This window comes from Flavobacterium xylosi (assembly GCF_042787345.1).
In the GTDB taxonomy this organism is placed as follows: domain Bacteria; phylum Bacteroidota; class Bacteroidia; order Flavobacteriales; family Flavobacteriaceae; genus Flavobacterium; species Flavobacterium xylosi.
In genome coordinates this window covers 150,826-165,169 of record NZ_JBHZPZ010000009.1, presented here as the reverse complement: position 1 = coordinate 165,169, position 14,344 = coordinate 150,826, and the positions used below count along the sequence as shown (strand labels likewise).

9 protein-coding genes and 1 pseudogene are annotated in these 14,344 nt (G+C 34.5%); 4 read left to right on the top strand and 6 right to left on the bottom strand.

Annotated features, from left to right (window positions below):
* A pseudogene (locus tag ACFX5E_RS16250) lies at positions 1-108 on the top strand (IS30 family transposase); the annotation flags it as partial.
* Between the two features lie 293 nt (positions 109-401).
* On the opposite strand, the gene thrC reads toward ACFX5E_RS16250, so the two are convergent.
* Genes thrC through thrA form a run of 3 tightly spaced genes read right to left on the bottom strand, consistent with a single transcriptional unit; the run spans position 402 to position 5,146 of the window.
* Positions 402-1,691, bottom strand: a complete 1,290-nt coding sequence (thrC, locus tag ACFX5E_RS09470; protein ID WP_379854958.1) for a threonine synthase — start codon at positions 1,689-1,691, stop codon at positions 402-404.
* A 44-nt stretch (positions 1,692-1,735) separates the two neighbouring features.
* The gene (locus ACFX5E_RS09465) at positions 1,736-2,659 is read right to left on the bottom strand and encodes a homoserine kinase (protein ID WP_379854957.1); all 924 of its coding nucleotides are present in this window, start codon (positions 2,657-2,659) and stop codon (positions 1,736-1,738) included.
* A 39-nt stretch (positions 2,660-2,698) separates the two neighbouring features.
* Entirely contained in the window at positions 2,699-5,146 is a 2,448-nt protein-coding gene (gene thrA, locus ACFX5E_RS09460; protein WP_379854956.1) for a bifunctional aspartate kinase/homoserine dehydrogenase I, read from the bottom strand.
* 678 nt (positions 5,147-5,824) lie between these two features.
* Between thrA and hutH the strand changes: the two genes are divergently transcribed.
* The 3 genes from hutH to ACFX5E_RS09445 are packed head-to-tail and all read left to right on the top strand — an operon-like array spanning position 5,825 to position 9,405.
* Positions 5,825-7,339 carry a histidine ammonia-lyase gene (hutH, locus tag ACFX5E_RS09455; protein WP_379854955.1) on the top strand — a complete coding sequence of 505 codons (1,515 nt, stop codon included), beginning with the start codon at positions 5,825-5,827 and terminating at the stop codon, positions 7,337-7,339.
* 47 nt (positions 7,340-7,386) lie between these two features.
* Entirely contained in the window at positions 7,387-8,031 is a 645-nt protein-coding gene (locus ACFX5E_RS09450; protein ID WP_379854954.1) for a DUF47 domain-containing protein, read from the top strand.
* A gap of 27 nt (positions 8,032-8,058) precedes the next feature.
* Positions 8,059-9,405, top strand: a complete 1,347-nt coding sequence (locus tag ACFX5E_RS09445; RefSeq protein WP_379854953.1) for an inorganic phosphate transporter — start codon at positions 8,059-8,061, stop codon at positions 9,403-9,405.
* A 100-nt stretch (positions 9,406-9,505) separates the two neighbouring features.
* On the opposite strand, the gene ACFX5E_RS09440 is transcribed toward ACFX5E_RS09445, so the two are convergent.
* The 3 genes from ACFX5E_RS09440 to ACFX5E_RS09430 form a co-directional block, all read right to left on the bottom strand.
* Positions 9,506-10,015, bottom strand: a complete 510-nt coding sequence (locus ACFX5E_RS09440) for a DUF421 domain-containing protein (protein ID WP_379854952.1) — start codon at positions 10,013-10,015, stop codon at positions 9,506-9,508.
* An 18-nt stretch (positions 10,016-10,033) separates the two neighbouring features.
* Complete coding sequence (gene rimK, locus ACFX5E_RS09435; RefSeq protein ID WP_379854951.1) at positions 10,034-11,407, bottom strand: 30S ribosomal protein S6--L-glutamate ligase; 1,374 nt, start codon at positions 11,405-11,407, stop codon at positions 10,034-10,036.
* Positions 11,408-11,546: 139 nt separating this feature from the next.
* Complete coding sequence (locus tag ACFX5E_RS09430; RefSeq protein ID WP_379854950.1) at positions 11,547-14,093, bottom strand: ATP-dependent Clp protease ATP-binding subunit; 2,547 nt, start codon at positions 14,091-14,093, stop codon at positions 11,547-11,549.
* Between the last annotated feature and the right edge of the window lie 251 nt (positions 14,094-14,344).

The window sequence follows — 14,344 nt, the reverse complement described above, 5'->3', positions numbered from 1 at the left end:
GAGAAAATTATAGAAATACAAGAGAAATTAAACAATAGACCAAGAAAAAGATTTAATTTTGAAACACCTAATTATATGTTTAATCAAAAAGTTGCATTTATAACTTGAATCCTGCATGATTAAACGGACCATATTTATAAATCCAATTTTTATTTAAATTGATTCCCTCTGTCATTATAGGTATTTTTATGTTATTGAATTCTTCAATTTTAAATTATGCTAGTTTTTAATTCATTTCAATAGTGCAAGATTATTGCAAAATTTAATCAAATTTAATGATTTTACTGACAGAAAGCTAATTTAGTTAATAAATGAAATTTCACTAGTTTCAATAAAAAAAACCGACTGAAAATTACTACTCAGTCGGTTTGTATTTTTATCTTGGTCTGGATATTGAAATGTTATGCCAAAAAAGATTTCAGTTCCTCATACGTTTTAATTTTTACGCTTACTTTTTCCTTTCCTAAAACACTTTCAATTTGTTTAGGAATCGGCAATTTTACGTTTAATGTTGGTTCAACCGTATCCAAAAACTTTATCGGGTGGGCGGTTTCTAAGAAAATACCAATTGCATTAGGGTGGTTTTGTAATTCTTTATTCAATCCAAGATACCCAACTGCTCCGTGTGGTTCTGCAATGTAACCGTCAGTGTTGTAAATTGTTTTCATGGCTTGTAAAGTATCTGCATCTGAGAACGTAAAGGATGAAAAATCTTTTTTGAACTGCTCCAAATCATTTTGATACATTTCCTGAATTCGGATAAAATTACTTGGATTTCCAACATCCATCGCATTAGAAATCGTTGCTATAGAAGGTTTAGGATCGTAAATTCCGTTTTCTAAAAATCGTGGAACCGTATCATTCACATTCGTAGCCGCAACAAAATGTTCGATAGGCAATCCCATTTTTTTGGCAATGATACCGGCGCAAATGTTTCCGAAATTCCCACTTGGGCAAGAGAAAACTAAGGGTTTGTTTTGTTTCTTTAATGCTTTATACGCGAAGAAAAAATAAAACATTTGCGGCAACCAGCGTGCAATATTTATCGAATTCGCCGAAGTCAGGTTTTTATGTTTTAAACTTTCGTCCAAAAATGCTTTCTTCACCATATCCTGACAATCATCAAAAACGCCGTCCACTTCAAGCGCTTTAATATTCTGCCCTAAAGTAGTCAATTGTCGTTCCTGAATATCGCTCACTTTTCCGGATGGATATAAGATAATGACTTCAACGCCTTTCACACCAAGAAAACCGCTCGCCACAGCACCACCAGTATCTCCAGAAGTCGCTACAAGAACGGTGTTTCTACTGTTTTTGTTGTCTTTGTTGAAGTAACCCAAACAACGCGACATAAATCGCGCGCCTACATCCTTGAAAGCCATCGTTGGACCATGAAATAATTCAAGGGAATAAATGCTTTTTTCGACTTCGACCACAGGGAAATCAAAACATAAAGTTTCGGCAATGATTTGTTTTAAAGTGGCTTCAGGGATTTCGTCACCCACAAATTGTTGGATCGCTTCAAAAGCGATTTCTTCGTTGCTTAAATTTTCGATTTTATCAAAAAAAGACTTTGGAAGCGGAGTAATTGTTTCCGGGAAATACAATCCTTTATCAGTTGCTAATCCTTGTATTACTGCTTCTTGAAAAGAAACGTTTGGTGCGTTATGGTTTAAACTGTAATATTTCATTTTTTTGTCATTGCGAGGCACGAAGCAATCTCCTTATTATTGTATTAACTAATTATTTTCATTCCCTCATCATTCACTTTAGAAACGTGAATTTCATACGGTAAATTCATGGTGTCATATACCGCGCTCATGGCTTTGGCTATCTTATCAGCGGTTTCCTTTCCTTTGCTTAAAGCAAAAATAGAAGGACCGGAACCCGAAATCCCGGAACCTAAGGCTCCATTTTCTAAAGCAGTTTGCTTTATTAAATCAAATCCTGGAATCAATACACTTCGTAACGGTTCTACGATTTCATCATGCAACGAACGTCCGATTAAGTCATAATCTTTGGTGTATAATCCGGCAATTAATCCGCCTACATTTCCCCATTGTATAATGGCACTTTTCAGGGAAACAGTTTGTTTTAATACCGAACGCGCATCCGAAGTTTTCAACTCAATTTGAGGATGAACCACGGTTGCGTACAATTCGGATGGACTTTCTATTTTGATAATGTCCAACGGATTTGAACTTCTTACCAACGTAAAGCCACCCAAAAGGGCAGGAGCAACGTTATCAGCATGAGCGTTTCCACTGGCTAGTTTTTCACCTTGCATCGCAAATAAAATCAGTTCTTTTCTGGTAAATGGTCTTCCCAATAACTCGTTGATTCCAAAAACGGCTCCCGCTGAACTGGCTGCACTGCTTCCAATTCCGCTTCCCGCTTTGATGTGTTTGTAGATTTCGATTTCGAATCCAAATTCGGTTTCAATGGCTTCCAACATAGCCAAAGCAGATACTCCGGCAACATTTTTTTCAGTTTCTAAAGGCAAGTCGGCACCCACAATTTTAGTGATGCGAATCCCTTTTATGTCTGATTTCCGAATAATCATTTCGTCACCTGCCGTTTCTAGACAAAGTCCAAGGACATCAAATCCACAGGATAGATTGGCGATTGTGGCAGGGCAAAATATTTTTATTTCATTCATAGTTTTTATTATTTGGTAGAGACGCGATTAATCGCGTCTTTACACATTTCCAATTCTGATTACATCAGCAAATATTCCTGAAGCGGTAACTGCAGCTCCGGCACCGGCACCTTTTATCAATATAGGTTGATCCACATAACGATCCGTAAAGAACAAAACAATATTGTCTTTTCCTTCCAGATTGTAAAAAGGATGATCCTTAGGAATGAATCGCAATCCAACATTTGCTTTTCCGTTTTCGAATTGCGCCACGTATTTCAAGCGGGAATCTTTGCTCAACGCTTCTTTATAAATAGTTTCAAAATGAGCCGCATGTGTTTTTAAGGATTCAAAGAAAGCTTCATTCGAAGTAGTATCCAAACATTCAGCAGGCATGAAAGATTCGTTTACAATCTCATCGATTTCCATTTTGTAACCACTTTCTCGAATTAGGATTAATATCTTTCTGGCAACGTCAATTCCGCTCAAATCAATTTTAGGATCCGGTTCTGTAAATCCTTGTACGCCAGCTTCTTTTACGACATCATGAAAAGTGTTTTTTTCGTCAAAATTATTAAAGATAAAGTTCAAACTTCCTGATAAAACAGCTTGAATTTTATTCACTTTATCACCAGATGCAATCAGATTTTTGACCGTATCAATAATTGGCAATCCAGCTCCAACATTGGTTTCAAACAGAAACGGAGCGTTGAATTGTCTGGATAGTTTTTTTAGTTTTTTATAATTGTCATACTCCGATGCACAAGCAATTTTGTTACAAGTTACTACGGCAATATTGCGTTTCAAATACTGTTCGTAGGTTTTGGATACGCTTTCATTTGCAGTAATATCAACAAAAATACTGTTGCGTAAATTGAGTTCTTTTACATTTGCAATGAACTTTTCTTTGTCAGCAGGTTCCCCAGTTTCTAGTAAAAACTGCCATTCTTTTAAAGCGATTCCATCCTCGTCAAAATACATTTTTCGGGAATTGGACAACGCAATAACGCGTAGGTTTATTTTCAGATTGTGTTTAAGAAATTTCTTTTGTTGGTTAATTTGTTCAATGAATTTCTCCCCCACATTTCCAACACCCATTACAAATAGGTTTAACTGTTTCGTGTTTTCTTCAAAAAAGTTTTCGTGTAAAGAATTCAAAGCTTTCTTAACGTCCCTTTCGTTGATGACCGCCGAAATATTTCTTTCAGAAGCGCCTTGGGCAATTGCTCTTATGTTTACATTATTTTTCCCTAAAGTGCTGAACATTCTTCCGCTTAAACCTTGGTGGTTTTTCATGTTTTCGCCAACCAAAGCAATGATGCAAAGGTTTTTTTCAACGATACAGGGATCAATTTTGTTTTGTAATATCTCAATTTCAAAAGCTTTGTTGATTGCCTCTTCAGCCACATCAGCATCCGAATTTAAAATTCCGATACAAATAGAATGTTCCGATGAAGCCTGAGTAATAAAAATTACATTGATATTTTGATGTGATAATACTTCAAAAAGTCTTTTGGATGAACCTGCAACACCAATCATTCCAGGTCCTTCAAGAGTAATTAAAGTTATATTATCGATATGGCTAATTCCTTTCACAGGATTTGTGTGAGCCATTTCCTGATTTGAAATATAGGTTCCTTCTGCTTCTGGTTCGAAAGTGTTTTTGATCAGAATTGGGATATTTTTTTTCAATACGGGTTGAATGGTTGGCGGATATAAAACTTTGGCACCAAAATGCGACAACTCCATCGCTTCCTGATACGAAATGAAAGCAATAGGTTGTGCTTGTTTTACAATTTTTGGATTGGCAGTATACATTCCGTTTACGTCAGTCCAAATTTCTAATTCGGATGCATTCAAGGCTCCTGCTAGAATTGCAGCTGTGTAATCAGAACCACCACGACCTAAAGTAGTATTTATGCCATCAAGTGAAGCGGCAATAAATCCGGGCATTACAACCACTTGATTCTCATTAGAAGCAAAAAAATCAGCAATTAATTGATTTGAAACTTCAAAATTTACGGTAGCTTTCCCGAAATGATTGTCGGTTTTTATTAATTCGCGACTGTCTTTATAACTGCTATTTTTTAGATTTTGTTTTAACGCTTCAGAAATTATGTACGAAGATAATAATTCACCAAAACTTAGAATAGTGTCCGAAGTTCTGTTCGATAATTCGCCCAAAAGAAAACAGCCATCCAGTAAAGTTTCAAGATGATTTACAATTCTTTTGACATGGCTTAACAAACTGCTTTGTTCGCTTACGGGAATAAATTCTTTTAAAGCATCTAAATGCTTTTTCTCTATTTCGGCAAGAATTTCTTTGAAAATTTCATCCCCGGCAGCTGCTTTTTGCGAAGCGAGTAGCAGTAAATCAGTGACTTTGCTAAAAGCAGAAACGACTACTATTAATTTTTCCTCTTGTGCTTTATTGATGACTATGTCCAGGACCAGTTTTATATTTTGTGCATTGGCTACCGAAGTTCCGCCAAATTTTAATACTTTCATTTTGTTTGTTTTATTTTATAAAAAAGGAAACACTATTTATACATCCAATATCTTTCCCCCTTTAAAAAAAAGAAAAATATAAAATAGGATTATATGTGAATTGTGTACCCCTAAGGGGTAGTAGTCGTTGTAGTTGTAAATGTAGAAGTAACAGAAATTGCAACCCAAATTTGAGTTGTTATCGAAGATTGATATTTAGTTCTATTAGCTGTCATTATGTTTTTCAAAAATACAGTTTTTTATAAAAAATGCAGCACTAAATTATGTTTTTTACGAATATTTCAAAAATTCAATTGCAATCGGATGAAAATTAGGTATTGTTTAATTTACTGGCTATTTATTGGAGCTATTCTTATAATTCTTTGAAATTTGAAGCTATTGACGAGTAATTTAAAGTGTTTTTTTAAACTTAAATTCTAATTTTATCTCTTTTTGTACTGGACTCTGTATGATTTTCTTTGATTTTAAATCAATAAATTAGGTTGATTTTTTTAAAATATGAATTGTAATCATTTGAAAACAAATAGAAAGAGATTTAAACAATTATAGTAAAGATAGGATTATTTGCATGAAATCTATGTATTAGGCTTTTTAAAACATGAATTTTAAATTATCAATAAAATATGTTGCTTTTTAATATTGATTTATTGAATTTTGGACAATTAAACACAACGTGAAATGGACAATACACATTATATAAGTACAGAAGTACTTTCTTTAGAAGCTCTGCATGAAATTATCGCTCACCATAAATCATTGGAGTTATCGGATGAAGCAAAAATTAATATCCAGAAATGCAGGGATTATTTAGATAAAAAAATGGAGACGCATTCAGCGCCCATTTATGGAATAAATACTGGTTTTGGGTCACTTTGTAATGTGAAAATCTCAAACGAAAATTTGTCAAAACTTCAGGAAAACCTTGTGAAATCGCACTCTTGTGGAACAGGTGAAGAAGTGCCAAATGAAATTGTTAAACTGATGTTGCTGCTTAAAATTCAATCTTTGAGTTATGGTCATTCAGGAATACAATTGCAAACAGTCGAACGTTTGATCGCATTTTACAATAATGATATTTTACCTATAATTTATACGCAAGGATCCCTGGGAGCCTCAGGTGATTTAGCTCCATTAGCGCATTTGTCATTGCCTTTATTGGGTGAAGGTGAAGTGTTTTTTGAAGGGAAGAAAGTCCATTCTAGTGAAGTTTTACAACATTTCAATTGGGAACCTATCGTTTTAAAATCGAAAGAAGGTCTGGCTTTGTTGAACGGGACGCAATTTATGAGTGCTTATGGGGCACATATACTTATGAAAGCTAATAAATTCTCCTATTTGGCCGATTTAATAGGTGCGATTTCACTTGAAGGATTTGATGGAAGAATTGAGCCTTTTAATGAATTAATCCATTTTATCAGACCTCATAAAGGACAGATTGTAACTGCTAATCGAATAAAAAGTATTCTTGAAGGTAGTGAAATTATTGAGCAGGAAAAAAAGCATGTTCAAGACCCATATTCTTTCAGATGTATGCCACAGGTTCACGGTGCATCAAAAGATGCGATTGATTATGTGAAAAAAGTTTTTAAAACAGAAATCAATTCGGTGACAGACAATCCCAATATATTTTTTGAAAGCGACCAAATAATTTCCGGAGGTAATTTTCATGGCCAACCATTGGCATTAGCATTGGATTTCATGGCAATTGCTTTAGCTGAATTAGGAAGCATTTCTGAGAGAAGGACCTATCAGTTGATTTCAGGTTTGCGCAGTCTCCCTGCATTTTTGGTGGATAATCCAGGTTTAAATTCAGGATTAATGATCCCACAATATACAGCTGCCAGTATTACAAGTCAAAATAAACAATTGGCAACTCCAGCAAGTGTAGATAGCATAGTGTCTAGTAACGGACAAGAGGATCATGTAAGTATGGGAGCTAATGCAGCTACAAAAGCGTTGCGAGTTATGGATAATTTGGAGCGAATTTTAGCTATTGAATTAATGAATGCTTCCCAAGCAATTGAATATAGAAGACCGTTGCAATCGAGTGATTTTATTGAAATGTTTTTAGGTGCTTATCGTGAAGAAGTGCCATTGGTAAAAGAAGATCGAATTTTGCATTACGATATAGAAAAATCAGTTTCTTTTTTGAACAGTTTTCAGATTGAAGACGATTTGTTGATATTAACCTAACGTTAACATAAAATAAAGAAGTATTTTTGCACTCTAAAATTAATAAAATGTCATTAAATAGTATTTTCCAATTTTTGGTTCCTAAAGATAAAAAATTTTTTCCTCTTTTCGAACAAGCTTCAAGTAATTTAATTGAACTGGCTTCTAATTTGCATGAAGCTGTAAATCTTCCATTAAAAGAGCGTGAAGTTCTTTTTCAAAAAATAGATATCTTAGAACAAAAAGGAGAAGACATAACACGTCAAACCAATCTTGAGCTAAGTAGAAATTTCATTACTCCATTTGATAGAGAAGATATCCATTCTTTGATTACTTCAATAGACAATGTTGCTGATTATCTTCATGGAGCGGCAAGCAGAATGCGTTTATATCAAGTAGATAAAATTACTAAGTCTATCAGGAAATTGACAGAAATCAATCTTGAAGCGTGTCAACATATTGATGTAGCGGTAAAAGAACTCAGAAATTTAAAAAATATCAAGAAGATTACTGATGCTTGTGCAAAAATAAACAAGCTGGAAAATAAATCTGATACTGTTTATAATAAAGCTGTTTTCGAAATCTTTGAAAATGAAACTGATGTAAAAAACATTATTAAATACAAAGAAGTTTTGTCAGTTTTAGAGTCAGCAACTGATAAATGTAAGAGTGTTGCCAGTGTTTTGGAATCAATTTCGGTAAAACATTCTTAATTTTTAAATTTCTTTTAAAAAATCATTATGACTTTACTTATTGTTATTATAGTTTTGGCTTTAATTTTTGATTACATAAATGGTTTTCATGATGCTGCCAATGCTATAGCTACAGTTGTTGCTACAAAGGTTTTAACTCCTTTTCAAGCCGTAGTTTGGGCTGCATTTTTTAACTTTTTGGCCTATTGGGTTTTTGGTTTAGGTGTAGCAAATACTGTTGCAAAAACAGCGGAAACCAGTGAAATTAATCTTACAGTTATTCTGGCAGGAGTTGTTGCGGCAATTGTCTGGAATCTAATTACTTGGTGGCAAGGAATTCCTTCCAGTTCTTCACATACATTGATCGGTGGTTTTGCAGGAGCTGCATTGGCACACGCTATCGCTGTTCATGGATTTGCTGATTATACAATCGTTGAAGAAGGTGTTGCTCATACAAGACACTGGTATAATATTGTAAGTTGGTACAAGGCAGGTAAAGACGGGGGTATGCCATCTGGGGTTTTTATCATTGCTGCTTTTATTGTTTTGGCACCATTATTAGGTGCTTTAATTTCCTATTTGATCTCAATATGGCTTTTGAATGCTTCTAAAAAAAGTATTTTTCCTAAAATTTTCACGTTGTCCTTAATGGTCTTGACAATTTGGTTTGTACAAGGTCAGATGGTAAATTATGCTGATATTGAAAAACCTCGTTTTGATTCTCATTTTTGGAGTGTTGTTTTTGAATCTCATAACATCAAATGGTTTTTGGTTGCCTTTATTATATTAACAGTAAGTTTGTTTTGTTTAATATTTAGCAGCTTAAATTTACACCAAGCTACAGCCTGGTTAAAGAAAATGCAATTGCTCTCCTCTGCTGCTTTTAGTTTAGGGCATGGAGGAAACGATTCACAAAAAGTGATGGGTATTATTGCTGCTGCCGTAGCAGTTTATATTCACACTAGCGGTGTCGATATTATTACCCTTCCTGATTGGTTGCAAGTAGTACTTCCAGATGATGACAAAGGTATAAAAGGCGCTATGCCAGGTTGGATCCCATTAGCTTGTTATACTGCAATTGCTGTGGGTACTTTAAGTGGCGGTTGGAAAATCGTAAAAACGATGGGTTCCAAAATCACCAAAGTCACCTCTTTTGAAGGAGTGGCTGCCGAGACTGCTGGCGCATTAACTTTGTACTTCACAGAACATTTTAAAGTGCCGGTAAGTACAACACATACTATTACAGGGTCTATTATTGGAGTAGGACTTACCAAAAGAGTTTCGGCGGTACGTTGGGGAATGACCGTAAGTTTATTATGGGCATGGGTTTTAACTATTCCGATTTCAGCTATTTTAGCGGGCTTAGTCTATTACGCTTTAAGTTTATTTCTTTAAAATATTTCGATAGTTATAATTCATAAAAAAACCATTCCTCAGCGAATGGTTTATTTATGAAAATAATATTGTAAACCATGAAAAATTTTAAGTACGAAGTTTAAACTATAATCTTTTTTCTTCTGATTTTTCTTTTATAATGGGTTTGTATAAGGTTTTTGTCTCCAGAAATGATACTTATATTTCCATCGATTTCTAACATTGCCAGCTTCACATCTTTATAATTTTCAACACCGTGTTCACGCATAGCTTCTTTTAGCTCGTCAGCAGTGATGTTTAATTTGCTTAAAGATTTAAAGTCTAAGTTTCCGTCATGAATTAGAATTTCTGGTTTTTCCTGCATAAAATCGCTAAAACCTTTATACTCGTACATCAATTTTTTCAAAACAAAATTGATAAAGAAAAGCACGGTTGCCGCTGCTAATCCTCCCCAAAGAGAAGTGTTATTTCCTACCATGGCATTTTGTACAGAATTGCTAATCAATAAAATTAGTATAACATCAGCAGTGTTTAACTGCGATAATTCTTTCTTTCCAAAAATCCGCAAAGCAATAATCATAAAAAAATAAACAGATACGCTTCTAAGTATAATATCAATATAGGTATTCATTTTTTATGACTATAAAAGTTATTTATCCAATTTGAAATTCTTTTCAATAGCTCTTATCATTTCGCCTGCAATATCTTTATTGGTAGCACCCTCAATGCCTTCCAGTCCTGGTGAGGAATTTACTTCAAGTAATAAAGGCCCTTTTGCAGAACGAATAATATCAACGCCTGCAACTTTTAGATCCATGGCTTTAGCCGCTTTAATTGCAATGCGTTTTTCTTCACTGGTTACTTTTATAATGGATGCCGTTCCTCCCAGATGGATGTTTGCTCTAAATTCACCGGGCATCGCCTCGCGTTGAATTGCAGCTACCACTTTACCGTCAATTACAAAACAGCGAATATCTTTCCCGTTGGCTTCTTTGATAAATTCCTGAACTAAGATATTAGCATTTAAACTTTTGAAAGCATTAATAACACTTTCAGCAGCTTTTTTTGTCTCCGCCAATACCACTCCTTTTCCTTGTGTACCTTCCAATAATTTTACAATCAGGGGAGAACCGCCAACCATTTTTATCAGGTCGTTAGTGTCTAAAGGCGAATTTGCAAAACCAGTGGTAGGAATATCTACGCCATGATTCAGTAATAGTTGCAAAGAATATAATTTGTCCCGCGATTGGGTAATTGCCGTAGAAGAATTTAAACAAAAAACTTTTAAAGCTTCAAATTGACGTGTCAAAGCACAACCATAAAAGGTAATACTGGGGCGAATTCTAGGAATAATAGCATCAAATTGATTTAAAATTTTTCCACCTCGGTAATGAATTTCAGGTGCTTTTGCATCTAATTTCATGTAGCATTCCTTGATATTCAAAAAGTGCATTTCATGACCCCGCATTTCACCGGCTTCCATAATCCTTTTATTGCTATACAATTCAGGATTACTGGCTAAAAGACCAATGCGTAAACCAGAACTTGCTTTTTCGGAATTTTTATAAAGTTCCTTCAAACTGTCAGATGTAGGCTGTCCTAAAAGATATTTTTGTTCCGGATCTACAAGAACTCTGCCGCTCATAGCTTCACGTCCTAAAAGCATTCTGAAACCCATTGAATCTCTATTAGTCAATGTCATTTCTATGGGCCATATCGAATCGCCAATTTTCAAGTTGGTTTGAATAACATAGCGTTGTTCTCTAAATCCGCTGGAACTTTTTACAATGCGTTTGTCAACCAATGGGGCCTCACAATGAATCACCGTTTTTAGGTTATTCTGAATAGGATTGATATCAAATTTCACCCAATTGGCTTCGTTTTTTATAAATGGCGCAATATTTATCGCGTGTAATGCGGATGTTTTTGCACCTGAATCGACACGGGCTTTTATTGTTGGAATTCCTAATTCAGGGAATGAACACCATTCTTCGCTACCCAGGATGACTTTGTTTTGAGACATAAATTGATTTTATTTAATCTATTTTTTTTAAATCAAATGTAAATATTTGTTTTCAAAAAAAGTTGAATTTGTGTAAAGAATAAACCCGCTATGTTATAAAAACTTAACGGGTTTATTTAATATTTAAAATTGAGATAAATTATAAATTGGTTGGTTCACCAGCTTTATGCACCTGTACAGTCAGTTCCTGTGCTCCATCTTCAATATCCATGAAAATTTCATCTCCGGAAGCAATTTTTGAAGTAATAATTTCTTCAGCAAGTGCATCTTCAACATATTTTTGAATGGCTCTTTTTAATGGTCTGGCGCCAAATTGTCTGTCAAATCCTTTTTCTGCAATATAAGCTTTGGCTTTGTCAGATAAACTTAGTTGATAACCCAATTCTGCGACACGAGCAAACAATTTTTTCAATTCGATTTCAATAATTAAATCAATATGATGTTTTTCTAAAGCATTAAATACAATTACATCATCAATTCTGTTTAAGAATTCTGGGGCAAAAGTTTTTTTCAATGCATTCTCGATGATACTTTTCGAATTATCATCGGCCTGAGCTACTTTGGCAGCAGTGCCAAAACCAACTCCCTGGCCAAAATCTTTTAATTGTCTGGCTCCCACATTGGAAGTCATAATAATTATAGTGTTTTTGAAATCAATTTTTCTGCCTAAACTATCAGTTAAATAACCATCATCAAGAACCTGCAATAACATATTGAAAACATCTGGATGTGCTTTTTCAATCTCATCCAATAGTACAACGCAATATGGTTTTCTACGAACTTTCTCTGTCAATTGTCCACCTTCTTCATATCCTACATATCCCGGAGGCGCACCAACAAGTCGTGAGATAGAAAATTTCTCCATGTATTCACTCATGTCAATTCGAATTAATGCATCTTCCGAATCGAATAGTTCTTTTGCCAATACTTTCGCTAATTGCGTTTTACCAACACCAGTTTGGCCAAGGAAAATAAAGGAACCAATTGGTCGGTTCGGATCTTTTAATCCGGCGCGATTTCTTTGGATAGAACGAGCAATTTTCATTACTGCTTCTCTTTGTCCAATCACCTTGCCTTCAATAAGTTCGGGTAGCTTCGCTAGTTTATTGCTTTCTGTTTGAGCAATACGATTTACCGGAATACCAGTCATCATAGAAACTACATCGGCAACATTGTCTTCTGTAACTTCAATTCTGTTATTTTTGGCATCTTCTTCCCATTGTTCCTGAGCAATTGCTAGGTCTTTTTCAATTCTTTTTTCGTCATCACGAAGCTTAGCTGCTTCTTCATATTTCTGTTTTTTGACTACAACATTTTTCAATTCCCGAACATCATCTAATTGGCGTTCCAAATCCAGTATTGCTTTTGGAACTTCAATATTGGTAATGTGAACTCTTGAACCTGCTTCGTCTAATGCATCAATAGCTTTGTCCGGCAAGAAGCGTTCCGACATATATCTGTCCGTTAATTTGACACAAGCTTCAATTGCTTCTTGTGTGTAAGTAACATTATGATGATCTTCGTATTTATTTTTGATATTATTCAAAATGGTAATAGTTTCCACAACTGAGGTTGGTTCCACAATAATCTTTTGAAAACGTCTTTCTAATGCGCCATCTTTTTCTATATATTGTCTGTATTCGTCTAAGGTTGTAGCTCCAATACATTGGATTTCACCTCTTGCTAAAGCTGGTTTAAACATATTCGAAGCATCCAAAGAACCGGTTGCGCCACCGGCACCTACTATAGTATGAATTTCGTCAATAAAAAGAATGATATCGTCATTCTTTTCTAATTCATTCATGACTGCTTTCATTCGTTCCTCAAACTGTCCACGATATTTTGTTCCTGCAACAAGGCTTGCTAAGTCTAATGTAACAACACGTTTGTTAAACAAGATTCTTGATACTTTCTTTTGAATAATTCGCAAAGCTAGACCTTCGGCAATAGCAGATTTTCCTACTCCTGGTTCACCAATAAGTAGTGGGTTGTTCTTTTTACGACGGCTCAAAATTTGAGAAACACGCTCAATTTCTTTTTCACGTCCTACAACTGGATCTAACTTTCCTTCTTCGGCCATTTCTGTTAAATCTCTCCCAAAATTATCTAAAACAGGCGTTTTAGATTTTTTGTTTGATTTATTGGCGGGATTATTAAAAGTTCCTTCTTTAAGACTGTCATCTTGTCCTGAATCGTCATTATACGATTCGTTTCTTGGCAAGTTTTCTAAAAATTCTTCGTCGTTTGGAGTCATATTTAAATATTGTTCTTTAGCTATATCATAATCAATTTTAAGTTTATTCAATAGCTTGGTTGTTGGATCGTTTTCGTTTCTTAAAATACATAACAATAGATGTGCTGTACTAATAGAGGAGCTCTGAAATACTTTTGCTTCAAGAAAAGTGGTTTTCAGCGCTCGTTCTGCCTGACGTGTCAAATGCAAGTTTTTCTTTTCTACATTGACTTCAACGCTAGGGCTTGCCGGACTTAGAATTTCTACCTTTCTGCGTAAATGATCTAGATCAACAGCTAAATTATTCAAAATTTGAATTGCTTTCCCATTACCATCTCTTAAGATACCCAGCATCAGATGTTCTGTTCCTATAAAGTCATGACCCAAACGCAAAGCTTCCTCTTTGCTATAGGTTATAACGTCTTTTACTCTTGGTGAAAAATTATCATCCATAATATATATTTGATACTGTAAATTTAGTGAATTAGTGATTGAAAAACAAAAACCGTTCCTTCAACAACTACTGTCAGCTAATAGACAAAAATATTAATAATATTAGAGTTAAATTTTACATAATTTATTAACTAAAAGAGAAGGAAAATTTGTTAATAAATCATTGAAATAAGTAGTCTAAAAGAGGTTCAGAAATTTCAAAAAGACGTATATTGGCACGTTTTGAAACTAATATAATTTTTTAATATAAC